Origin of the sequence: Streptomyces sp. NPDC012935, assembly GCF_042900345.1 — a bacterium.
Lineage (GTDB): Bacteria > Actinomycetota > Actinomycetes > Streptomycetales > Streptomycetaceae > Streptomyces.
The window spans coordinates 40,360-63,327 of sequence record NZ_JBIBBC010000009.1 but is presented as its reverse complement, the minus strand read 5'-3'; the positions used below and the strand labels follow the sequence as shown (position 1 = coordinate 63,327).

At 69.1% G+C, this 22,968-nt stretch carries 21 protein-coding genes; 10 read left to right on the top strand and 11 right to left on the bottom strand.

Annotation, left to right across the window (positions count from 1 at the left end):
* The first annotated feature begins 56 nt into the window (after window positions 1–56).
* Entirely contained in the window at window positions 57–2,765 is a 2,709-nt protein-coding gene (locus ACFY5C_RS22450) for a SpoIIE family protein phosphatase (protein ID WP_389446794.1), read from the top strand.
* Here the strand turns inward: ACFY5C_RS22450 and ACFY5C_RS22445 are convergent.
* The 3 genes from ACFY5C_RS22445 to acnA all read right to left on the bottom strand — a co-directional run bounded on the left by ACFY5C_RS22445 (window position 2,762) and on the right by acnA (window position 8,025).
* Window positions 2,762–4,405, bottom strand: coding sequence for a sensor histidine kinase (locus tag ACFY5C_RS22445; protein ID WP_389446792.1), 1,644 nt, complete (start codon window positions 4,403–4,405; stop codon window positions 2,762–2,764). The two genes, ACFY5C_RS22450 and ACFY5C_RS22445, sit on opposite strands and share 4 nt — an antisense overlap.
* Window positions 4,402–5,127 carry a response regulator transcription factor gene (locus tag ACFY5C_RS22440; protein WP_389446790.1) on the bottom strand — a complete coding sequence of 242 codons (726 nt, stop codon included), beginning with the start codon at window positions 5,125–5,127 and terminating at the stop codon, window positions 4,402–4,404. The genes ACFY5C_RS22445 and ACFY5C_RS22440 overlap by 4 nt, the downstream gene beginning before the upstream one ends.
* 180 nt (window positions 5,128–5,307) lie before the next feature.
* Window positions 5,308–8,025 (bottom strand): aconitate hydratase AcnA, encoded by a 2,718-nt coding sequence (gene acnA / locus ACFY5C_RS22435; protein WP_389446788.1) that lies wholly within the window; start codon window positions 8,023–8,025, stop codon window positions 5,308–5,310.
* A 281-nt stretch (window positions 8,026–8,306) separates the two neighbouring features.
* Between acnA and argG the strand changes: the two genes are divergently transcribed.
* The 3 genes from argG to ACFY5C_RS22420 all read left to right on the top strand — a co-directional run bounded on the left by argG (window position 8,307) and on the right by ACFY5C_RS22420 (window position 11,705).
* A complete protein-coding gene (gene argG / locus ACFY5C_RS22430) occupies window positions 8,307–9,752 on the top strand; it encodes an argininosuccinate synthase (protein ID WP_389446786.1) in 1,446 nt (481 codons plus the stop codon).
* A gap of 160 nt (window positions 9,753–9,912) precedes the next feature.
* Window positions 9,913–10,110 carry a DUF4236 domain-containing protein gene (locus tag ACFY5C_RS22425; RefSeq protein WP_389446784.1) on the top strand — a complete coding sequence of 66 codons (198 nt, stop codon included), beginning with the start codon at window positions 9,913–9,915 and terminating at the stop codon, window positions 10,108–10,110.
* A gap of 65 nt (window positions 10,111–10,175) precedes the next feature.
* The gene (locus ACFY5C_RS22420; RefSeq protein ID WP_389446782.1) at window positions 10,176–11,705 is read left to right on the top strand and encodes a helix-turn-helix domain-containing protein; all 1,530 of its coding nucleotides are present in this window, start codon (window positions 10,176–10,178) and stop codon (window positions 11,703–11,705) included.
* Window positions 11,706–11,768: 63 nt separating this feature from the next.
* Here the strand turns inward: ACFY5C_RS22420 and ACFY5C_RS22415 are convergent, their stop codons facing one another.
* From ACFY5C_RS22415 to ACFY5C_RS22380, 8 genes are all read right to left on the bottom strand, one after another.
* Window positions 11,769–12,983, bottom strand: a complete 1,215-nt coding sequence (locus tag ACFY5C_RS22415) for an acetyl-CoA carboxylase biotin carboxylase subunit family protein (protein WP_389446781.1) — start codon at window positions 12,981–12,983, stop codon at window positions 11,769–11,771.
* On the bottom strand, window positions 12,980–13,837 hold the full coding sequence (gene ddaH, locus ACFY5C_RS22410; RefSeq protein WP_389446779.1) for a dimethylargininase: 858 nt from the start codon (window positions 13,835–13,837) through the stop codon (window positions 12,980–12,982). The genes ACFY5C_RS22415 and ddaH overlap by 4 nt, the downstream gene beginning before the upstream one ends.
* 23 nt (window positions 13,838–13,860) lie before the next feature.
* Window positions 13,861–14,316, bottom strand: a complete 456-nt coding sequence (locus ACFY5C_RS22405; protein ID WP_389446777.1) for a MaoC family dehydratase N-terminal domain-containing protein — start codon at window positions 14,314–14,316, stop codon at window positions 13,861–13,863.
* Between the two features lie 21 nt (window positions 14,317–14,337).
* A complete protein-coding gene (locus ACFY5C_RS22400; protein WP_389446775.1) occupies window positions 14,338–15,135 on the bottom strand; it encodes an enoyl-CoA hydratase/isomerase family protein in 798 nt (265 codons plus the stop codon).
* Complete coding sequence (locus ACFY5C_RS22395; protein ID WP_389446774.1) at window positions 15,132–16,328, bottom strand: beta-ketoacyl synthase N-terminal-like domain-containing protein; 1,197 nt, start codon at window positions 16,326–16,328, stop codon at window positions 15,132–15,134. The genes ACFY5C_RS22400 and ACFY5C_RS22395 overlap by 4 nt, the downstream gene beginning before the upstream one ends.
* Window positions 16,328–17,119, bottom strand: coding sequence for a hypothetical protein (locus ACFY5C_RS22390; protein WP_389446772.1), 792 nt, complete (start codon window positions 17,117–17,119; stop codon window positions 16,328–16,330). The genes ACFY5C_RS22395 and ACFY5C_RS22390 overlap by 1 nt, the downstream gene beginning before the upstream one ends.
* A 96-nt stretch (window positions 17,120–17,215) precedes the next feature.
* Entirely contained in the window at window positions 17,216–17,461 is a 246-nt protein-coding gene (locus tag ACFY5C_RS22385) for an acyl carrier protein (protein ID WP_383604461.1), read from the bottom strand.
* Entirely contained in the window at window positions 17,430–18,110 is a 681-nt protein-coding gene (locus tag ACFY5C_RS22380) for a 4'-phosphopantetheinyl transferase (RefSeq protein ID WP_389446770.1), read from the bottom strand. The genes ACFY5C_RS22385 and ACFY5C_RS22380 overlap by 32 nt, the downstream gene beginning before the upstream one ends.
* A 324-nt stretch (window positions 18,111–18,434) precedes the next feature.
* Here ACFY5C_RS22380 and ACFY5C_RS22375 point away from each other — a divergent pair, with 324 nt between their 5' ends.
* The 6 genes from ACFY5C_RS22375 (at window position 18,435) to fabG (ending at window position 22,955) form a co-directional block, all read left to right on the top strand.
* On the top strand, window positions 18,435–19,205 hold the full coding sequence (locus ACFY5C_RS22375) for a 2OG-Fe dioxygenase family protein (protein WP_389446768.1): 771 nt from the start codon (window positions 18,435–18,437) through the stop codon (window positions 19,203–19,205).
* Window positions 19,205–20,275 carry an aminoacyl--tRNA ligase-related protein gene (locus ACFY5C_RS22370; protein ID WP_389446766.1) on the top strand — a complete coding sequence of 357 codons (1,071 nt, stop codon included), beginning with the start codon at window positions 19,205–19,207 and terminating at the stop codon, window positions 20,273–20,275. Before ACFY5C_RS22375 ends, ACFY5C_RS22370 begins: the two co-directional genes overlap by 1 nt.
* A 66-nt stretch (window positions 20,276–20,341) precedes the next feature.
* Window positions 20,342–20,587 carry a hypothetical protein gene (locus ACFY5C_RS22365; RefSeq protein ID WP_389446765.1) on the top strand — a complete coding sequence of 82 codons (246 nt, stop codon included), beginning with the start codon at window positions 20,342–20,344 and terminating at the stop codon, window positions 20,585–20,587.
* Entirely contained in the window at window positions 20,584–22,047 is a 1,464-nt protein-coding gene (locus tag ACFY5C_RS22360; protein WP_389446763.1) for an MATE family efflux transporter, read from the top strand. Before ACFY5C_RS22365 ends, ACFY5C_RS22360 begins: the two co-directional genes overlap by 4 nt.
* Complete coding sequence (locus ACFY5C_RS22355) at window positions 22,031–22,243, top strand: MbtH family protein (RefSeq protein ID WP_389446762.1); 213 nt, start codon at window positions 22,031–22,033, stop codon at window positions 22,241–22,243. Before ACFY5C_RS22360 ends, ACFY5C_RS22355 begins: the two co-directional genes overlap by 17 nt.
* Window positions 22,244–22,250: 7 nt before the next feature.
* Window positions 22,251–22,955, top strand: coding sequence for a 3-oxoacyl-ACP reductase FabG (fabG, locus tag ACFY5C_RS22350; protein ID WP_389446760.1), 705 nt, complete (start codon window positions 22,251–22,253; stop codon window positions 22,953–22,955).
* Window positions 22,956–22,968: the final 13 nt, after the last annotated feature.

Here is a 22,968-nt window from a genome sequence, read left to right as displayed (position 1 = left end):
GTCCACCGACTGGACGGCCATAGCCACCAGGCATAAGCAGTGCTACAAATGCCCGCATGGCGGAGCGTTTCGCCCTGTTTGGGCGCCACTCCCTGCGATCACTGATCGGCAAGAGCCCCCGTAGCGTCGCCGGACAGGTCTTCGTGCTGCAGGTGGCGCTCGTGGTGCTGCTCGTGGCCGGCGCCGTCGTGGCGCTGGTCCTGCAGTCGGAACGGGACACCAATGCCGAGGCCAAGCGCCGCTCCGTCGCCGTCGCGCAGACCTTCGCGCACGCTCCGGGCGTCGAGGCGTCGCTGCAGGCCGCCGACCCGTCGAGCGCCCTTCAGCCCCTCACGGAGGCCGGGCGCAAGGCAGCGGGCGTCGACTTCATCGTGGTCATGGACACCAACGGCATCCGCTACACCCACCCCATCCCGGACCGGATCGGCGAGCGGTTCGTGGGCCGGATCGAGCCGTCGCTGGCCGGGAAGGTCTACACCGAGAGCGTCCAGGGCCCGCTGGGCCACGAAGTACAGGCGACGGTTCCCGTCCACGACGCCGCCGGCAGGGTGACCGCCCTCGTCTCCTCCGGCATGAAGGTCGAGAACGTGACCAGCCAGGTGCACCGGCAACTGCCGATCATCCTGGGCGCCGGGGCCGGCGCGCTCGTGGTGTCGACCGGCGGGATGGCGCTGGTGGGCAGGCGGCTGCGACGGCAGACCCACAGCCTGGCCCCGGACGAGATGAGCCGCATGTACGAGCACCACGACGCGGTGGTGCACTCCGTGCGGGAAGGGGTGCTCATCATCGGTGACGACGGGCAGCTGCTCCTCGCCAACGACGAGGCCAGGCGGCTGCTGGAGCTGTCGCCCGACGCCGAGGGCCGGCCCGTCCGGGAGCTCTCCGGTCTCGACCCCGAAACGGCGGCACTGCTCGTCTCCGGGCGCGAGGCCACCGACGAGGTGCACGTCGCCGGAGGACGGCTGCTGGCGGTCAACCAGCGGATCACGGACCGCGACGGAGGCCCCAGGGGGACGGTGGTGACACTCCGCGACACCACGGAGCTCCAGGCGGTGTCCGGGAGGGCACAGCTGGCCCGTGAGCGGCTGAACCTGCTGTACGACGCGGGACTGCGCATCGGCACCACCCTGGACGTCATCCGCACGGCCGAGGAGCTGGCACAGGTCGCCGTCCCCCGCTTCGCCGACTTCGTCACCGTGGACCTGGCCGACGGCGTCGTGCATGGCGACGAGCCGACTCCCACGGCCACGGACATACGACGCGTCACCGTGCGCGGCATCCACGACGACCATCCGCTCTACGAAGAAGGCCGGCTGATCGACTTCCTGCCTTCCACGCCCCAGGGGCGCGGCTACGGCACCGGCCGCTCCGAGCTGGTGACCGACCTGTCGGCCGCGACGGACTGGCACGAACAGGACCGCGAGCGGACCCGGGACATCCTCGAGTACGGAATCCACTCGCTCATCACCGCCCCGATCCAGGCCCGCGGGGTCGTGCTGGGCATGGCCAACTTCTGGCGTGCCGAGCACGCCCCCTTCGACGAGGAGGACCTGTCGCTGGCGGAGGAGCTGGTGGCCCGGGCCGCCGTCAGCATCGACAACGCCCGCCGGTACACCCGCGAGCATGCCCTGGCGGTCACCCTGCAGCGCAGCCTGCTGCCGCGGGCCCTGCCCGAGCAGAGCGCCCTCGACGTCGGCTACCGCTACATCCCGGCCCAGTCGGGCGTGGGCGGAGACTGGTTCGACGTGATTCCGCTGCCGGGGAGCCGGGTGGCGCTGGTCGTCGGCGACGTCGTCGGCCACGGCCTGCACGCCGCCGCCACGATGGGACGACTGCGCACCGCGGTGCACAACTTCTCCACGCTCGACCTGCCGCCCGACGAGCTGCTGAGTCATCTGGACGACCTGGTGGGCCGTATCGACCAGGACGAGTCCTCGAGTGCGGAGACGGCCTCGGACCTCGTGGGCGCCACCTGCCTGTACGCGATCTACGACCCCACGAGGCGCCGCTGCGTCATGGCGCGGGCGGGGCATCCGGCGCCGGCGCTGGTCGACCGCGACGGCAGCGTGACCTTCCCCGAGCTGCCGGCCGGGCCGCCGCTCGGCCTCGGTGGGATGCCGTTCCAGACGGCCGAGCTGGAACTCGACGAGGGCTCCCAGCTCGTGCTGTACACCGACGGCCTCGTGGAGGACCGGTCGCGGGACCTGGACGTGGGCATGGAGCTGCTGCGCAAGGCGCTGACGGGCCATCCCGGCCGCCCCCCGGAGGAGAGCTGCCAGGCGGTCGTGGACGAACTGATGCCCGGCCGGCCCAAGGACGACGTCGCTCTGCTCATTGCACGCACGCGGGCCCTGCCGCCGGACCGGGTCGCCGACTGGGACGTGCCCCGCGATCCGGCCGCCGTGTCAGGGATGCGCGAAGCCGTGTCCGGGAAGCTCGCGGAATGGGGCCTGTCCGAGCTGGACTTCGCCACGGAACTCGTGCTGAGCGAGCTGGTCACCAACGCCATCCGCTACGGCTGCGGGGCGATCCACGTGCGGCTGATCCACGATCGCACGCTGATCTGCGAGGTCGCCGACGGCAGTAGCACCTCCCCGCATCTGCGGTACGCCGCGACGACCGACGAGGGAGGCCGGGGTCTGTTCCTGGTCTCGCAGATGACCGAGCGCTGGGGCACCCGGTACACCCCGCAGGGCAAGGTGATCTGGGCCGAACAGGCACTGCCGGAGACCGGCGCGCTTCCCTGCGCCCCCGTGCCGGACTAGCTCCGCGCCCACGGGCGGGCGGCGCACAGCGCGGGAAGCGCTGCCGGGACGGCCGGGCCCGAGGCCGTGTCCGAGGCCGTGTCCGAGGCCGTGTCCGAGGCCGTGTCCGAGGCCGTGTCCGAGGCCGTGTCCGGCGGTGGTGGCTCGGTGCCCGCGGGCGGCAGTTCGATCGTGAACTGCGTACGGCCCGGCTCGCTCCGCACGTCGATACGGCCGCCGTGCGCGGACACGATCGCCGCCGCGATGGCGAGGCCGAGACCGGAGCCGCCGCCCCGCGCGCCGCCGCGGGCACGGGAGGTGTCGGCGCGGGTGAAGCGGTCGAAGACCTGTGGCAGGAGGTCGGGCGGAATGCCCGGGCCGTCGTCGCGGATCCGGACCGCACAGCGGCCGGCGCCGGTCTCCACAGCGGCGACCACCGTCGTACCCGGAGGGGTGTGGACCCGTGCGTTGGACAGCAGGCACGCCACCACCTGGTGCAGCCGGGCCTCGTCACCCAGGACCAACGGGGCCTCGTCGACGCGGAGTTCGAGCTGCCAGTCGTGCTCTGGCCCGGCGGCCCGCGCGTCCCACACGGCCTCCGCGACCAGCGCCGCCACATCCACCTCGGCACACTGGAGGGGACGGCCCTCGTCCAGCCGGGCCAGCAGCAACAGATCCTCCACGAGGCCCGTCATCCGGGCCGACTCGGCCGAGACGCGGCGCCAGGCGAGCATCGGCTCGATCCGGTCGGTGCCGCGGTTCATGAGTTCGGCGTATCCGGCGATCGAGGCGAGCGGGGTGCGCAGCTCGTGGCTGGCGTCGGCGAGGAAGCGGCGCATGCGTTCCTCGGTGCGCTGACGGGCGCAGAGGGAGGACTCGACGTGGTCGATCATGCGGTTGAGGGCGGCGCCGACCTGTCCGGCCTCGCTGGCGGGGTCGGTGTCCCGGGCCGGGACCCGGGTGAGGCCGGTGACCTCGCCGCGGTCGAGCGGGGCGCGGGAGACTTCGGCGGCGGTGGCGGCGACCCGGCCGAGGGGGCGCAGTTGGCGTCGTATGACCACCGTGCAGATGCAGCCCGCCACGAAGAGACCGGCCACCGCGACGGCGGCCTCGGCGACGACCAGTCCGCCGATCATGCGCTGGACGTCGTCCATGGGCAGCCCGGCGAGGACGCGGACGCCGCCGCTGTCGACAGCGGTGAGCCGGTAGATGCCGAGCCCCGGCACGGTCCGGGTGTGCTTGGAGCCGTCCGTCGCGATGTCCGCCAGGGCGTCGATCTGCGCGGCCGTGAGGCTCTTCGGAGCGGCGTCCTGGCTGACGACCTCGGCGGCGACGATCCTGCCGTCCTCGTCGAGGCGGGCGGCGAGCATGCCGGTGGCGTGGCCGTTCTCGTTGAGGAAGCCGAGGTCGTCCTCGATCTCCGGGTGCAGTGAGGCCCCGCCCAGGCTGCGCGAGGCGGCCGCGGCGACACGGCCGTCCAGGTCGCCCATGAGGTAGGCGCGTTGGACGAAGGCGGTGGTCAGCGCCATCGTGGCGCAGACGAGGACGAGGGCGGCGCTGACGAACACGAGCAGGCGGGTGCGCAGCGAGCGGGTACGCGGCCGTGGGCGGCACCCGGCGGTGCGCTCCTGCGGTCGGTTGCGACGCGGGCGGAGGCTCATCTTCCGTCCTCCGCCGGCCGGATGGCGTAGCCGAGGCCACGCACGGTGTGGATCATCGGCGCCCGGCCCCTGTCGATCTTGCGGCGGAGGCTGGAGACGTAGACCTCCACGAGGTTGCCGTCGCCGTCGAAGGAACTGCTCCAGACGTGGTCGAGGATCTGCGCCTTGCTGAGCACCTGCCTCGGGTGGCCCATGAACAGGCTGAGCAGCTCGAACTCCTTCGCTGTGAGCTGGACGGGGACGCCGGCGCGCTGCACCTCGCGGGTCTCCTCGGTCAGCACGAGGTCGCCCAGGACGTGCTCGCGGTCGCGGATCCGGGTCTGCCCGGCCGCGGTCCGGCGCAGCAGTCCCCGCAGCCGCAGCACGACCTCCTCCAGGGAGAACGGCTTGGTGACGTAGTCGTCGGCGCCGGCGCCGAGCCCGTCGAGCCGGTGCTCCAGGGCGTCGCGGGCGGTGAGCATGAGGACGGGCAGCTTCGGGTTCTCGTACCTGAGGCGGCGCAGCACCTGGAGACCGTCCAGGTCGGGCAGCATCCCGTCGAGCACGACGGCGTGCGGTGCGCAGCCGCGCGCGATCTTCAGCGCGCTCTGCCCGTCGGGGGCCTGACAGGCGCGCCAGCCCGCCTCCTCGACGGCCGCGGAGAGCACGTCGGTGAGCGCGGGCTCGTCGTCGACGATGAGCACACGGACGCGGTCGTTTCGCAGCCCTGCGATGCCAGTCATGTCCGGATCGTGTCCCGGTCCGCTGAGGGAACGCTGTGTTCCACCTGAGGGTGGGTGATGACGTGGGGTTTCCCGGCGCGGACATGGCGAAGGGCCGCACCCCCGTCACCGGGGATGCGGCCCTCTACAGGGTTCTCAACCGCCCTGCCGTACCGCTTGCTTGGCCGCTTGCCTGAGCGCTTACTTGCGGATCAGGGAGCGCAGCACGTACTGCATGATGCCGCCGTTGCGGTAGTAGTCGGCCTCACCGGGGGTGTCGATGCGGACGACCGCGTCGAACTCGACGCCCGTGTCGGTGGTGACCTTGACCGTGCTCGGGGTGGTGCCGTTGTTCAGCTCCTCGACACCCGCGATGGAGAAGGTCTCCTCGCCGGTCAGCCCGAGCGAGTCGGCGGTCTGGCCGGCCGGGAACTGGAGCGGCAGGACGCCCATGCCGATGAGGTTCGAGCGGTGGATGCGCTCGTACGACTCGGTGATGACGGCCTTGACGCCGAGGAGGGCGGTGCCCTTGGCCGCCCAGTCGCGGGACGAGCCGGAGCCGTACTCCTTGCCGCCCAGGATGACCAGCGGGATGCCGGCGGCCTGGTAGTTCTGCGAGGCGTCGTAGATGAACGACACCGGCGCGTCGGCCTGGGTGAAGTCGCGGGTGTAGCCGCCCTCGGTGCCCGGCGCGATCTGGTTGCGCAGGCGGATGTTGGCGAACGTGCCGCGGATCATGACCTCGTGGTTGCCTCGGCGCGAGCCGTAGGAGTTGAAGTCACGACGCTCCACACCGTGCTCGGTGAGGTACTTGCCGGCCGGGGTGTCGGCCTTGATGGCGCCGGCCGGGGAGATGTGGTCGGTGGTGACCGAGTCGCCCAGCTTGGCCAGGACGCGGGCGCCCGTGATGTCGGAGACCGGGGTGGTCTCCATCGTCATGCCCTCGAAGTACGGGGGCTTGCGGACGTACGTCGAGTCCGCGTCCCACTCGAAGGTGTTGCCGGTCGGGATCGGCAGGGCCTGCCACTGGGCGTCGCCCGCGAAGACGTCCTGGTAGGACTTGTTGAACATGTCCTCGCCGATGGCGTTGGCCACGACGTCGTTGACCTCGGCCTCGGTCGGCCAGATGTCGGTCAGGTAGACCGGCTTGCCGTCCTGGTCGACGCCGAGCGCGTCCTTGGTGATGTCCACCTTCATGGAGCCCGCGATGGCGTACGCGACGACCAGCGGCGGGGAGGCCAGGTAGTTCATCTTGACGTCGGGGTTGATACGGCCCTCGAAGTTCCGGTTGCCGGAGAGGACCGAGGTGACCGCGAGGTCGTGGTCGTTGACGGCCTTGGAGACCTCCTCCGGCAGCGGGCCGGAGTTGCCGATGCAGGTGGTGCAGCCGTAGCCGACGAGGTTGAAGCCGACCTTGTCGAGGTACGGGGTCAGGCCCGCCTTGTCGAAGTAGTCGGTGACGACCTTCGAACCCGGGGCGAGGGTGGTCTTGACCCACGGCTTGCGGGTCAGGCCCTTCTCGACCGCCTTCTTGGCCACCAGGGCGGCGGCGACCATGACGTACGGGTTGGAGGTGTTGGTGCAGGAGGTGATGGCCGCGACCGTCACCGCGCCGTGGTCGATCTCGTACGTCGAGCCGTCGGGGGCGGTCACGGTGACCGGGTTGGACGGGGCGCCGTTCGGGGCGACGGCCGGGGCGTCGGAGGCCGGGAAGGACTCCTTGCCCGCCTCGTCGACGTCGTCGACGTAGTTGCGGACGTCCTGGGCGAACTGCTGGGCGGCGTTGGCCAGGACGATACGGTCCTGCGGGCGCTTCGGGCCGGCGATCGACGGGACGACCGTCGACAGGTCCAGCTCCAGCTTCTCGGAGAAGTCCGGCTCGGCGGCCGGGTCCAGCCAGAGGCCCTGCTCCTTGGCGTACGCCTCGACCAGCGCGAGCTGCTGGGCGTCACGGCCGGTCAGCTTCAGGTACTTGATGGTCTCGCCGTCGATCGGGAAGATCGCGGCGGTGGAGCCGAACTCCGGCGACATGTTGCCGATGGTGGCGCGGTTGGCGAGCGAGGTGGCGGCGACGCCCTCGCCGTAGAACTCGACGAACTTGCCGACGACGCCGTGCTTGCGGAGCATCTCGGTGATGGTCAGCACGAGGTCGGTGGCGGTGGTGCCGGGCTTGAGCTCACCGGTCAGCTTGAAGCCGACGACGCGCGGGATGAGCATGGAGACCGGCTGTCCGAGCATCGCGGCCTCGGCCTCGATGCCGCCGACGCCCCAGCCGAGGACGCCGAGGCCGTTGACCATGGTGGTGTGCGAGTCGGTGCCGACGAGGGTGTCGGGGTAGGCCTGGCCGTTACGGACCATGACCGTGCGCGCCAGGTGCTCGATGTTCACCTGGTGGACGATGCCGGTGCCCGGCGGGACGACCTTGAAGTCGTCGAACGCGGTCTGGCCCCAGCGCAGGAACTGGTAGCGCTCGCGGTTGCGGCCGTACTCCAGCTCGACGTTCTGCGCGAAGGCGTCGTTGGTGCCGAACTTGTCGGCGATGACGGAGTGGTCGATGACCAGCTCGGCCGGGGAGAGCGGGTTGACCTTCGCGGGGTCGCCGCCGAGCTCCTTGACGGCCTCACGCATGGTGGCGAGGTCCACGACACAGGGCACGCCGGTGAAGTCCTGCATGATCACGCGGGCCGGCGTGAACTGGATCTCCTGCGACGGCTGGGCCTGGGAGTCCCAGCTGCCGAGGGCGCGGATGTGGTCGGCGGTGATGTTCGCGCCGTCCTCGGTGCGGAGGAGGTTCTCCAGCAGCACCTTCAGGCTGTAGGGGAGGCGCGCGGAGCCCTCGACCTTGTCCAGCCGGAAGATCTCGTACGACTCGTCGCCCACCTGCAGCGTGCTGCGGGCGTCGAAGCTGTTCGCCGACACGACAGTCTCCTTCATTGATGTGCGCGTACCACCACGATCCTGCCGCCACGGCTACTTGGCCGATCCGCTAAGGTAAGGCTAAGTTAGGTAACCCTTACCGGTGGACCGGTGGCGCCGCGCGGCTGCGGTGCACCTCGGCAGATATCTCGATGTCGAGATAACTCTAGTACATAGGGCCGAGATGGTCATGCCCGGGCTTCGGCATGCCTCATTTCCTTGGGTTTCCCCGGGTTCCGCATGACCCCATTGCATGACCATGCGAGATGATGCATACTCTTCCTATGAGCAAGGTCCTCACCTCCCTCCCCACCGGCGAGCGCGTCGGCATCGCCTTCTCCGGCGGCCTCGACACTTCGGTCGCGGTTGCCTGGATGCGCGACAAGGGCGCCGTTCCGTGCACCTACACCGCCGACATCGGCCAGTACGACGAGCCCGACATCGCTTCGGTGCCCGGCCGCGCGAAGACCTACGGCGCCGAGGTCGCGCGCCTGGTCGACTGCCGCGCGGCGCTGGTCGAGGAGGGGCTGGCCGCGCTGACCTGCGGGGCGTTCCACATCCGTTCGGGCGGGCGGGCGTACTTCAACACCACGCCGCTCGGCCGCGCGGTCACCGGCACCCTGCTCGTGCGCGCGATGCTGGAGGACGACGTCCAGATCTGGGGCGACGGCTCGACCTTCAAGGGCAACGACATCGAGCGGTTCTACCGCTACGGCCTGCTCGCCAACCCGAACCTGCGGATCTACAAGCCCTGGCTCGACGCGGACTTCGTGACCGAGCTCGGCGGCCGCAAGGAGATGTCGGAGTGGCTGGTCGCGCACCGGCTGCCCTACCGCGACAGCACGGAGAAGGCCTACTCCACGGACGCCAACATCTGGGGCGCCACCCACGAGGCCAAGACGCTGGAGCACCTGGACACCGGCATCGAGACCGTCCAGCCGATCATGGGTGTGCGGTTCTGGGACCCGTCGGTCGAGATCGCCGCCGAGGACGTGACGATCGGCTTCGAGCAGGGCCGCCCGGTCACCGTCAACGGCAAGGAGTTCGCCTCCCCCGTCGATCTGGTGATGGAGGCCAACGCCATCGGCGGCCGCCACGGGCTCGGCATGTCGGACCAGATCGAGAACCGCATCATCGAGGCCAAGAGCCGCGGCATCTACGAGGCGCCCGGCATGGCCCTGCTGCACGCGGCGTACGAGCGCCTGGTCAACGCGATCCACAACGAGGACACCCTCGCCCAGTACCACAACGAGGGCCGGCGCCTCGGCCGCCTCATGTACGAGGGCCGCTGGCTGGACCCGCAGGCGCTGATGATCCGCGAGTCGCTGCAGCGGTGGGTCGGCGCGGCCGTCACCGGCGAGGTCACCCTGCGCCTGCGGCGCGGCGAGGACTACTCGATCCTCGACACCACCGGCCCGGCGTTCAGCTACCACCCGGACAAGCTGTCCATGGAGCGCACCGAGGACTCCGCGTTCGGCCCGGTGGACCGGATCGGCCAGCTCACCATGCGCAACCTCGACATCGCCGACTCGCGCGCCAAGCTGGAGCAGTACGCCGGAATCGGCCTGATCGGCACCGGCAGCCCCGCCGTCGGCGCCGCCCAGGCGGCCGCGACCGGCCTGATCGGCAGCATGCCGGAGGGCGGCGCCGAGGCCATCGCCTCGCGCGGCGAGGTCTCCGAGGAGGACGCGCTGCTGGACCGCGCCGCGATGGAGTCCGGCACGGACTGATCAGGTACGGACGGATCCGGCTCGAGGGAACGGACCCCCGGAAGGGCCGGCTCGGCGCATACAACGCCGAGCCGGCCCTTCTGCTGTTTCCGAGATGCCATCAGTTCGCCAAGTCGGGGTAACCGAGAGGTACGCATCACAACCCCGAACGGAGGCGTCCATGCCCCTCACATTCCGCAAGAGTTTTCGGATCCTGCCCGGAGTGCGGCTGAACATCAACCGGCGCTCCTGGTCCATCACCACCGGTGGCAAAAACGGACCGCGCCGCACACACAGCAGTACCGGACGTCGTACGACATCGATGGATTTGCCCGGACCTTTCGGATGGCGTCGCACCCGTAACACCAGGCGGCGTTGACGGCACGTCACCCGAATGGCTCCCCCTGCGATCCCCCATCTCATATCTGAGATAACCTCAACCTCATGGCAGACGACTACCTCGTACGCATCGGCAGGCTCATCCGTGACGCCCGGCAACATCGGGGCTGGACACAGACGCAGCTGGCCGAGGCGCTCGGCACCTCTCAGAGCGCCGTCAATCGCATCGAGCGCGGCAATCAGAACATCAGCCTTGAGATGATCGCCCGAATCGGTGAAGCCCTGGACAGCGAGATCGTGTCGCTGGGCTACGCCGGTCCGATGCATCTGAGGGTCGTCGGCGGGCGTCGGCTGTCCGGCTCCATCGATGTCAAGACCAGCAAGAACGCCTGCGTGGCCCTGCTGTGCGCCTCGCTGCTCAACAAGGGGCGCACAGTGCTGCGCCGGGTCGCCCGCATCGAGGAGGTGTACCGCCTGCTGGAGGTGCTCAACTCCATCGGTGTGCGCACCCGTTGGGTCAACGACGGCGTCGACCTGGAGATCGTGCCGCCGGCCGAGCTGGACATGGGCGCCATCGACGCCGAGGCGGCCGTGCGCACCCGCTCCATCATCATGTTCCTCGGCCCGCTGCTGCACCGCATGAGCCACTTCAAGCTGCCGTACGCCGGCGGCTGCGACCTCGGCACGCGGACGATCGAGCCGCACATGATCGCCCTGCGCCGGTTCGGCCTGGACGTCGCGGCGACCGAGGGGCAGTACCACGCCGTGGTGGACCGTGGCGTGCGTCCCGACCGGCCGATCGTGCTGACCGAGCGCGGCGACACCGTGACCGAGAACGCGCTGCTGGCCGCCGCGCGGCACGACGGCGTCACGGTCATCCGCAACGCCTCGTCCAACTACATGGTCCAGGACCTCTGCTTCTTCCTGGAGGCGCTCGGCGTCCGGGTCGAGGGCATCGGCACGACCACGCTGACCGTGCACGGCGTGCCGAACATCGACGTCGACGTGGACTACTCGCCGTCCGAGGACCCGGTCGAGGCGATGAGCCTGCTGGCCGCCGCCGTCGTCACCGAGTCGGAGCTGACGGTGTGCCGGGTGCCGATCGAGTTCCTGGAGATCGAGCTCGCGGTCCTGGAGGAGATGGGCCTCGACCACGACCGTACGCCCGAGTACTTCGCGGACAACGGCCGTACCCGGCTGGTGGACCTCACCGTCCGGCCCTCCAAGCTGGAGGCGCCGATCGACAAGATCCACCCGATGCCGTTCCCGGGCCTGAACATCGACAACGTCCCGTTCTTCGCGGCCATCGCCGCCGCCGCACAGGGCAAGACGCTGATCCACGACTGGGTCTACGACAACCGCGCGATCTATCTGACGGACCTCAACCGTCTCGGCGGCCGACTGCAGTTGCTGGACCCGCACCGCGTCCTGGTCGAGGGCCCGACCCGCTGGCGCGCCGCCGAGATGATGTGCCCGCCCGCCCTGCGGCCCGCCGTGGTCGTGCTGCTGGCGATGATGGCGGCGGAGGGCACGTCCGTGCTGCGCAACGTCTATGTCATCAACCGCGGTTACGAGGACCTCGCGGAGCGGCTGAACTCCATCGGGGCGCAGATCGAGATCTTCCGGGACATCTGACGTGCGATGCCACCGCGCCCTTCCTGACCTGCAGTGAACCGGGTCAGGAAGGGCGCGGCGGTGTCACGCCTGAGGCTGGTCGGTGGTTTCGATGACGCACTTGTGCTGGACCACGTCCAGCAGTTCCTCCGCACTCTGAGCCGTCTCGCACGCGAAGTACGCGGTGAGGACCGTCTCGACGTTGAGCGGGGGAGCAAAGACGAACTGGCCGTTCTCGCGGTACTGCAGGATCGTGTCGGCCGACAGGTCCTCCAGGAGGGCCACCGTGTCCTCAAGGCGCACCAGGTGACCGTTCTTGGCTGCGCAGAAATCGTACTCCAGCGCGGCACTGCGCCTGATGGGCGTGAGGTCGACCTGCTCGCGACCGAGGCGGTGCTGGACTCCGTACGCGTCGAGGCCGGTGCAGATGCGCAGGAGGTTCTGCACCGACGCGCCACCGCCGGAGATGCGCGGGGCACACTCCAGGATGTGCAGGCGGCCGTCGCCGTCGTAGCGGAACTCCGCGTTGAACGCGGAGTTGTCCAGGCCGACGCCGCCGATGACGCGCTCCAGCATCTCCTGGAACTCGGGGCCCTTCTCGCCGTCGAAGGGCTGGGTGACGCAGCCCGTCTCGTGGAAGGACGGCAGACCCGTCAGACGCGGCAGCTTCATGTGGAACAGGAGACAGGTGACCTTGCCGTCGACGACGAAGCCGTCGACCATCACCTCGTCGCCGTCCAGATAGCGCTCCGCGATGATCTGGGAGGGGCCGCGGCTGTCGCGCAGCAGGCCGCAGACGCGCCTCACCGACAAGAAGGCCTTGCGGAAGTCCTCGGGCCGGTCGACGCGGACGACGCCCGCACTGTAGAAGCCGTTCGAGGGCTTCAGTACGACCGGGAAGCCCAGCGTCGTCTGGACCTGGCCCAGCGCCTCGCGCGGGTCGGTGGTCTGCGGAATCTCGATGTGCTGGGCGACGAACTCCCGTACCGCCGGGTGGGACTTGAAAAGCGACTTGTCAGTGAGGCAGTTCACCGCGTCGATGTCCCGGACCGGCCAACCGCGGTGGTGGCGCAGCACATCGGTGTGCACCTGGTAGCCGTCCCGGAAGGAGACGATCTCGTCGAAAGAGTCGAGCTCGACCGTCCCGGCCACCAGGGCGGGCAGGGCCTCCTGCCATGCGTCCCGGTCGATCTCGGCCAGCGAGGGCGGCTCGACGAACGTGGCCTCGATGCCGTGGTTCTCGCAGTACCGCAGGTAGTCGAGGGAGTCTTCCTCGCGGCCGAGTACAAGTACCTTCATCGAAGCTCCAGAGTGCAGCACTTGACGCTGCCACCCGCCTTCAGAAGTTCGGACAGCTCCACGCCGATGGGGTTGAAACCGACGTTCTTCAGCCGCGCGACGAGGTTCGTGGCCGCCTGCGGCAGCAGTACGTTGTAACCGTCGCTGAAGGCGTTGAGGCCGAACACCGCGGCGTCCTCGGGGCGGGCCAGGATCGCGTCCGGGAACATCGCCTTCAGTACCGCCTGACTGCCCTTCGAGAAGGCCTCCGGGTAGTACATGATCTCTGTGTCCGAGAGCACCGACAGGGCGGTGTCCAGGTGGTAGTGGTTCGGGTTCACCAGGGTGAGCCCGGTGACCGGCAGGCCGAAGAACTCCTGGGCCTCTGCGTGCGAACGCGGGTCCGTCCGGAAGCCGGTGCCGGCCAGGATGCGGCGGCCGACGACGAGGTAATCGCCCTCGCCCTCGTTGATGAACTCCGGCCACAGGGTCTCCTGGAAGCCCTGCCGCTCGAACCAGTTGAGGTACGCGGGGCCCTCGGCCGTGCGCTCCGCATGCCGGAAACGGGCGCCGAGTACCTTGCCGTCGACGACAGTTGCGCCGTTGGCCGCGAACACCATGTCGGGCAGGCCGGGGATCGGGTCGATGACCTCCACCGTGTGGCCGAGCGACTTGTAGAGCTCGTACAACCTCTCCCACTGGACCAGCGCGAGACCGCCGTCGCAGGGCTTGTCCGGGTGCATCCACGGGTTGATCGAGTACGTCACGTCGAAGTGGCTGGGGCGGCACATCAGAAGACGGCGCGGGGTTGCCACGCGACCGGTGACGGGCTGGCCGGTGCGCGGTGCCGGATGGATCGCATCGGTGATGGGCACGGGACTTGCTCCTCAGGTGTGGGTCAGTCGGTGTTCTCTGGTGCACGGGAGATCAGCGTCATGTGCGCCGTCACGACGGGCTCGCCGCTCTCCGTCGCCACGTCGCTGCGCGTCGAGACGATCCCGTTGCCCGCCAGCTGCCTGGCCGCCTCGATGTGCACGGTGACGGTGAGCCGGTCACCGGCCCGTACCGGGCGGTGGAACTCGAGGCGCTGGTCGCTGTGGACCACACGGTCGAGGTCGAGGCCGATCGCGGGGTCGCCGCGCACCTCGGCCATCGCCCGATGGACCACAGCGAAGACGAACGTGGGTGGTGCGATCACGTCGGGGTGACCGAGCGCGCGGGCGGCCCCGGCGTCCCGGTAGGCCGGGTGCGGGTCGCCGATGGCGGCCGCGAACTCCCGGATCTTCTCCCGGCACACTTCGTACGGTGCGGTGGTCGGGTAGCGCCGCCCGACCAGGTCCGAGGTCACCGGCATCGAGGGCCCCCGATCGCGTACCTACCGGCCGTGGCAGTCGGTCGCATGATCCGGTCCCTCGGTCAGGAAAGCCTCCACCGAGCGGCGGTGGTCCTCGCTCCTCGCCACCGAGGCGGCAATGCCGGGCAGGGCCGCATCCGCCGCCTCGGTGCCGCCGGCCAGGTAGTGCGCGACGACCTGCTTGGTCGCCGCGTACGCGACGGTGGGCCCGGTGGCCAAGTCCATCGCGTAGGCGTGGGCGTCGTTCTGGAAGGTGGCCAGTTCGAAGATCTGGTTGACAACCCCCCAGCGTTCCAGGGTGGTTGCCCGGTAGAGCTTGCCGGTCATCACCAGCTCGCGGGCCCGGGCCGGGCCCGCGAGCGCGGCGAGGCGCTGGGTGCCGCCCATGGCGGGGGTGAACCCGACCACCCGCTCGACCAGGCCGAACCTTGCCGAGCCGGTGGCCACGATGAGGTCGCAGGCGAGGGCGAGCTCGAAGGCGGCGGTGAGCGTCAGGGAGTGTGCCGCGAACACGGTGGGGAAGGGGAGCCGCTCCAGTGCCCGGGTCGTGGCCAGCTGCTCGGCCCAGAACGACTCGGCCTCCTCCAGGGCCATTCGGCGGAAGACCTCGACATCGACCCCGGCGCTCACGACGGTGCCGCTGGCCCGGATCAGCAGCCCTCGCGGCGGGTTGTCGCCGAGCCACTTCAGCGCGGCCTTCCAGGCGTCCCACATCGCGATGTCGAAGAGGTTCTTGGGCGGACTGTCCATGGTCAGGACGGCCAGCGGACCGTCCATGGCCAGCTTGAGAGGGGCTCCCTCGGAGAACAGCTCCGTCACGAGGTGCTCCGGAAGATGCTGATCGCGTTGTTGCCGCCGAAGCCGAAGGCGTTGTTCTGTACGTGACGCAACCGGGGCAGCGCCAAGGGGCTGTCGGTGACGAGGTTGATGTCCAACTCCACGTCCTCGCGGGCGATGTTGGTCGGCGGCACCAGGCGCCGCTCGATGGCCATGCAGGACGCCACGGCGCCCACTGCTCCGGCGGCGCCCATCAGATGGCCGACGGTTCCCTTGATGGCGGTGATCGCCGCGCGCGGGTAGCGCTCCTGGAAGATGGCGCCCTCGATGGTGTCGTTGGCGCGGCTGCCGGTCCCGTGGGCGAAGATCACGTCGATGTCGGCTTCTTCGAGGCCGGCCTGGGCGAGCGCCAGACGGTGGCAGGACGCGACGCCTTCGGGGTCGGGCGCGGTGGGGTGGCTCGCGTCGTTGTTGACCGCGGAGGCCAGCAGCTCGGCGTAGGGCGGGCGGACGCCGGTGAGGGACCGTTCGGTCTGCAGGACCAGGAAGCCGGCGCCCTCGGAGGGCGTCACGTACCGCCGGTCCTTGGCGAATGGGCGGCAGGCGTGGGGCCCGATCGCCTGCAGCGTGTTGAAGCCGATCAGGTTCTTCTCGGAATACGGGTCGACTCCGCCGACGACCGCGGTGTCGGCCACCCCGGCCTGGAGCATCTCCAGCGCGCACGACAGCGCCACATTGGCAGAGGCGCAGGTGTTGTGCACGGTGAAGGTGGGGCCTACCGAGCCGACGGTGCGGGCCACGTCGTCCGAGATGGAGTAGCTGGAGTAGCCGCCCGAGGTGGCGGAGTCGCAGCGTCCGGCGACGACGTCCTCGAGGGCGTCCGCCTGGCCGTCGCTGCTGCCGACGCACACCACCGCGTCGAGCAGCGCCGGGTGCCCGGGGGTGAGCCCGGCGTCGGCGAGCGCCTCCCGGGCCGCGTACTCGGCGAACAGGGAGGCCGAGCGAGCCGTCCCGTACCGGGTGCGGTGGCCGGTGAGTTCATGGGCGCGCTCGCGGGCCGCGTCGGGGACGCGGCCGCTGAGTATGCCCGGCTTCATGCCCGGGTAGATCGGCTTCAGCTCTTCGAAGCGGGCCGTGGTGGAGCACAGGTCGTCCCAGAGACGCTCCTTGCCCGCTCCGGCGGGCGAGATCGCTCCGAGCCCGGTGACGAATACGGGTTGAGTTCCTCCGGCCATCACGAGCTCCTCTTCGTTACGGTCACACTGGCGCGCTTGCCGGATGTGGCGCGGCATTCGACGACCGCACTCCCGCCGGGGGCGAGCTCCTGCACCATCCGGAGGAAGTCGGCGGTGATGAACGCGCCGTTCCTGCCCAGGTGTTCCTTCGGTTCGGCGACCGCTTCGGGGGCCGCCCCCCGCGGTACGGCCCAGGCCCGGCCGCCCGCCGGGAAAGGCTCGGCCGAAGCCGCGTCCTCCTGCCAGAAGTCGAAGCGCGCCGAGTAGTCGCCACCCGCACGCAACCGGGCATACGCGACACCGGATTCGCAGCGCAGGGCGGCGTCCTCACGCCGGGCGTCGCCCAGGGCCTCCGGGGAGTAGACGTCGCCGATCAGGAGGTGGCCCGTCGACGAACTGCCCTTGCTGAGCGCGGACAGCATCTGCCAGAGGGTGATGACCGGGGTGAGCTGAGCGGCGTTCAGGGTCATGTTGCGGCCGGTGGCGCCGATCGCCAGGTTGACGAAGGCCGACGCGGAACTGGTCAGGGCGTTGGGGAAGTACTGGGCCGACATCAGCCGCCCCTTGGCCGCCGCCGTGCGCTGCAGCCCCGCCATGGCACCGAAGTTCCCGTACTCGGTCCCGATGATCACCGTCTCGCCGCTCTCCCGCTCGTACTCGTCCTGCAGTACGAGGTACAGACACAGCCGGGTGAACCAGTCGCGGAACTGGTCGCCGGCGGTCTTGACGATGAGGTGAAAGTCGTCGGGCGCGCCCACGGGAACGCCGTCCGGTGACTGTGCCTGATCCACCGCACATATAGCGACCCGGTCAAGGCTGAACTCAAACACGTGTCTCTCCATGGCAGAGCCGCTGATACCGCAAAACGGGTGCAGCAGCGGGTGCGGTTACTTGGCGGCGATGCCCGCGATGTACTTGTCGAGGTCCTCCACCGTCACCAGGTCGCGCGAGAAGTCGTCGCCGAGCTCGATGTCGAACGCCGCCTCGACGTGGACGATGACATCGATGAACTTCAGCGAGTCGATTCCAAGGTCCGCGTTCAGGCGCTGTTCACCGGAAATTTCGAACGAGTCGTCGCGCTCGGCAACGCTGCGCAGAACATCAGAAATCCTGGAGTCGATCGTGTTCGACATCTGAAATCCCCTCAATATTTGAAACTGTGATCGCCGATATGGCAAGACCGTCCCCAACGGTCCAGCGCCCGTGGAACCTGTCGATTTCGCGTCCTGCGACGAGCGGCCCCGGTACGCGGAGACGGGCCTCGAATGTACCCCGTTCGGGGTGCAGGGTTATTTCCGCGTCATTGAACCCGAGTGGACTTCGGGCCAGCGGGAACCATGCCTTGAACGTCGATTCCTTAGCGGTGAAAAGAACTCTGTCCCAGTGGATACGGGGATCTCTCGCAGAGAGCTCGTGCAGCATGGCACGCTCCGAGGGAAGCGCCACTTTGGCGAGGACCCCGCCGGGCAGCGGACCGTGAGGTTCCGCATCGATGCCGATGCTGTGCAGGTCAGAGCTTCGAGCGAGCGCCGCGGCCCGATAGCCGGAACAGTGGGTCATACTGCCCACGACCCCGGCGGGCCACTGCGGCGCGCCATCCAAAGACGGCACGACCGGTGCCGCCGGAAGGCCCAGCCCGGCCATTGCCCGTCTCGCGCAATGCCGGACCGAGGCGAACTCCATTCGCCGCCCATCCGATACCGCACCCAGCGCGGCAGCTTCGACAGCATAGAGGCCCGCTGCTGGCAGGTCAACGAAGAGTTCCTCCCCGAACGCCCCCACGGGAAGAATGCTTTGAATCAAGTGTGTCCCCCGACGTTTTCGCGAATCAGGTGTATCACAAGGAACGCCTGACGCCCCGTCACCGTACCAGCCGTTCGAGGGTGTGCGGAACGTGCACGCAAGGAGTGCCCGGGTGAGGTTTGCGCCCAAATGTCCAACCCTCATTTGCCGGTTCATGCGCATCTCGGTGCCGCCATTCCAGCAAATCACACCAACCGGACATCCCGGCTCGGTGGGCAAGATCACACAGGGTTTGCGGAATTCGATGGGCTGTGATCTTCTTGCGGCGGTTCAAATGTTTGTGAATCTAGGGGGATTTACACAGTGTCCGTACTGGAATCGGAACTCTCCAAAAATGGCTTCGCCAAGTGGAACCTCGCCGACGTCTTCGGCATCTCGGAGAGTGACAGTAATTACCAGGCGCTGGCCGGCGAGTACGACAACCTTCCGGAGGACCCGTACGCAGCGGGCTCCGGGCGCTATCGCCGTTACGCCCGCGGTCTCTACCTGCCGTGGTCCAAGGAGTTCAGCTGGATTCCGGCGACCGAGGACCAGTCGCGCGACGGAATGAACGGTTACTACCAGGGCAACCACAACCCCGAGTACGTGGGCGTGGTGCGCAACCTCCCCGCCATCAGCGAGCGGGCCCGCAACAACCAACTCCTGCTCGACATCATCGACTTCGACTTCCAGCAGACCCGTTGGAACGACGTCGACGCGGTGTGGCCGCTGCATGTCGGTGTGCACTTGATCAAGCTCTCGATCGACGAGGACGGCGGCGAAGCTGTCTCGTCCCCGAACGAACTGCACCAGGACGGCGAGCCGTTCGTCTTCGCCCACCTGATGTACCGGCGCAACGCGGAGGGCGGCGACAACGTCATCGCCCCGCCCAAGTACCGCGGCATGCAGCCCCACCAGGTGCCCGACGACGAGGTCATGGCCTCCTTCGAACTGACCCGCCCGCTCGAGGCGTACGGCATCACCGACAAGCTGGTCAGCCACTACGTCGGTCCGATCAGGAAGAGCGACGGCGAGGGTCCGGGCGAGCGCGCCATCCTCCTCACCGACTTCGTTCCGATGCGGCAGCTCATCTGATGCGGTTCCACCACGCCCGGGCGACCGACGAGTCGGCGCTGCAGGAGCTGCGGAAGGCGCTGGTCTTCTTCTACGGCGACGCGACCGTGGAGGAGACGGCCCCGGGATTCACCGTCACTGTGCCCGCGGACCTCTCCGAGAAGGAGCTGGGGGATGTCGTACGGCATTTCCTGCGAGGTCAGCGCGTAGTGCCCGGCAAGACCGTGGCGGAGAACGGCGGCCGGCCGGGCGCCCGGTGCGGGCTGCCGCACGACGACCGGTTGGAGGTCGGCCCCGGGGCGTACCTCCAGGGACCCGAGTGGACCGACGCGATGGAGGCCACCCGTGCGCTGGTGCGCGGACACCTGGCGGCCCGGTTCGACGTGCCGCAGCTGCGGGGCTCCGCGCTGATCTCCCGTGACGTCCTGGTCAGGGCCGGGTATTACCGCAAGTTCCCGAACCTGGTGAACGCGGTCTCCCGGATCAGGTCCGACTACTGGGACGGCGTCTCGGTGGCCCAGCTCCGGCCCGGTCAGGATGAGGCGCTGGCGTCGTTCTACGTGGCGTCGGACATGGTCCTCAACCCGGTCACCTGCTACCACGTGTACGCCAAGGCGCAGACGCTGATGGAGCGGTACCCGGTCGGCCTGTTCGGCATCGAGGGCCCGGTGTTCCGCCACGAGTCGCACAACCACTCGGCGACCCGGCTCGCCGAGTTCACCATGTACGAACTCGTCGGCATGGGCACGGAAGAGGAAGTGGAGAAGTACTTCCACAGCCTCATCGAGGCGTACACCGAGCTCTTCGCGGCACTCGGCCTTCCGCACCGGATCGTCAGTGCGTCCGACGCCTTCTTCGGCGACGACCCCACCCTCACGCGCAACGCGCAACTGATGAGCGGCAGCAAGTTCGAGGTGCGGATTCCCATGCAGGACGGCGAGCTCTCCGTCGCCAGCGTGAACTCGCACGGGGCGGCGTTCGTCGACTCCTTCGAGCTGAGCCAGGGCGGCAAGGTCCAGGCGACCTGCTGCGCGGGCATCGGGCTGGAACGGCTCACGTACGCGCTCAAGGCGTACGACCTGCTTCCCTGAACGACTCGCCGAGTGGCGCACCGGCAGGGGTGCGCCACTCCCCCATACCTGTAGGGATTCTTGGCAATGCAGAACATCGCAGTACTCGTGGACGAACTGCTCGCGCAGCTGGCGGCGGCCCGGGACGTCCCCGGTGACTCCGACCCGACCGAGATCGTCGTCAGCTCGCTCGACCAGATGCGCTTCCTGGTCGCGGTGGAGGAGCGCCTCGACACGGTGCTCGAGGTCGGGGAGGTCTTCCCCTTCGACCTGACCTCCCGCGAGAACCTGGTGAAGAGTGTCACCGAGCTGGTCGCGGAAGCCTCGGAATGAAGGCGCCGCGGACCTGGGTCGACCTGTCCATCGCACGTGACGTCGTCAAGGTGTCGCTTCCCCTGATGTTCGGCATGGCCGGCAACCTGGTGATGATGCTGGTCGACCGCATCGCGCTGGCCCGCTACTCGGAGGCGACCCTCATAGCCTCCGGCCCGGCCGTCTTCACCGGCATGACGATCATCATGTTCGTCACCGGGATCGCCGGCATCACACGTTCCTACGTCGCCCAGGCCCATGGCCGCGGCGACCACGAAGGGACCGTCGACGAGGGCGCCGCAGGGGTACTCCTCGCCGTGGGCCTGGCCGTGCTGATGCTGCTCGCCACCCCGCTGATCACCAGGATCCCCGAGCTCAGCAACCGGCCGGCCGGCAGTGTCGCGCTGGAGTCGGTCTTCCTGGAGTGGTCGGTCCGCTTCGGCGCCGTGATGACCCTCAACATGGCGCTGGCCTCGTACTTCAACGGCACCCGCAAGACCCGGGTGCCGATGGTGGTCGGCCTGATCGGCCAGGCTGTCGGCGTCCTCATGTGCATCGGCTTGATCTTCGGCAACTTCGGGCTGCCCGAACTCGGCATGCGCGGCTCCGGCATCGCCACCTTCATCGCCGTGTCCGTCATGTTCGTCGGGTACGTGGTCTGCCTGCCCCGCACGTTCTACGCGGGCTTCAGCCGGCTGTTCGGCAACGGCGTCCGCAAGGTCGCGACGCTGATCGGGCAGCGGCTGCGCAAGGGTGCACCGTCCGGCGGCTCCAGCGGTCTGGAGGAGATGGGCCACACGTCCTTCGTATGGATCGCCGGCATCCTCGGACCGGTCGCGCTGGCCGCCAACAACACCGCCCTGTCGCTCAACTACGTGGCGATCATCCCGCTGATCGGCCTGGGCATCGGGTGCAGCATCCTGTCGGGCAACTCGGTCGGCGAGAACAAGCACGACCGGGTGCCGCACATCCTGCGGGCCGCCCTGGCGGTGGGCTCGGTGTACGTCCTGACCGTCGCCGTCTTCCAGATCTTCCTGCCCACCCTGCTGCTCTCCCCGTTCGGCCTCGACGGCGCCGACCCGGCGACGATGGACACGGCGGTCGACACCTCGCGGGTGCTCTGGATGTACTCGGTGGCCTTCATGTTCTCCATGTTCGGCGGCGCCGTACTGGAGAGCTTCGGGCTCCCCCGCTTCGTCTTCCTGACCCGAATCGGGGTCGTCTGGGTACTGAGCGTGCCGACCATCCTGGTCATCGCGTTGCTCAACGAGGACAAGTCCGGTGTTCTGGTGCTCATCTGGGTCGTGTACTCGCTCTTCGAGGGCGTGATGGGCGCGCTCTACTTCTGGCGCATCCGGCGGGCCGCCGCGTCAGGCGAGAACCAGCTCGTGCAGCCGCAGCCGGACTCGGCGCCCGCTTCCGAGTCCGATGCGAAGCCCGGTGCGAAGAGAAACGCGGAGGGCGATGTCCAACCCGTTTGACGCCGCGGATCGGGCCACCCTGGTTCTGGTCAACGACGAGGGCCTGCACTCCCTGTGGCCGGAGCACCTCGAGGTGCCGGCGGGCTGGCAGGTCGATTTCGGCCCGGCCGGCCGTCAGGAGTGCGTCGAGCGCATCGACCGGCACTGGACCGACATGCGGCCCCGTTCTTCCGCCTCTCGCCCGTCTGTGAAATGAGGAAACCTTGTCACGCTCCGCTCTGGTGATCGGCGGAAACCGAGGGATCGGCCGAGCCGTCGCGCAGCGCCTGACCGAGCGCGGCGACCGGGTCGCGGCCACCTACCGGACGGGCGGCTGCCCGCCGGGAACGCTCCCCGTGCGGTGCGACGTGACCCGCTCCGAGGACCTCAAGCGGGCCGTCAAGGAGGCCGAGGAGGCGCACGGCCCCGTGGAGGTCCTGGTGGTCAACGCCGGCATCGCCCGGGACGGACTGCTGTTCTCCCTGACGGAGGCGGACTTCGAGGCCACCCTGCGGACCAACCTCACCGGGGCGTTCCTGGCCGCCAAGCACGCCGCCCGCGGCATGATCAGGAGCCGCTTCGGGCGGATCGTCTTCATCTCCTCCGTCGTGGCCCTCTCCGGCGAGGCGGGGCAGGCCAACTACGCGGCCTCCAAGGCGGGGCTGATCGGGATGGCGCGCTCCCTGGCCCGGGAGTTCGGCGGTCGCGGCATCACGGTGAACGTCGTCTCGCCGGGGCTCACGGACACCGACATGGTGGCGGTGCTCTCCGCCGAGCAGCAGGGCAAGCTGCTCGGCCGGGTCCCGATGGGCCGGATGGCACAGCCCGCCGAGGTCGCCGCCGCAACGGAGTTCCTGACCAGCGACGAGGCCGGCTACATCACCGGGGCGGTCCTGCCGGTCGACGGCGGCATGGGCATGGGCCACTGAACACGGCCTCGCC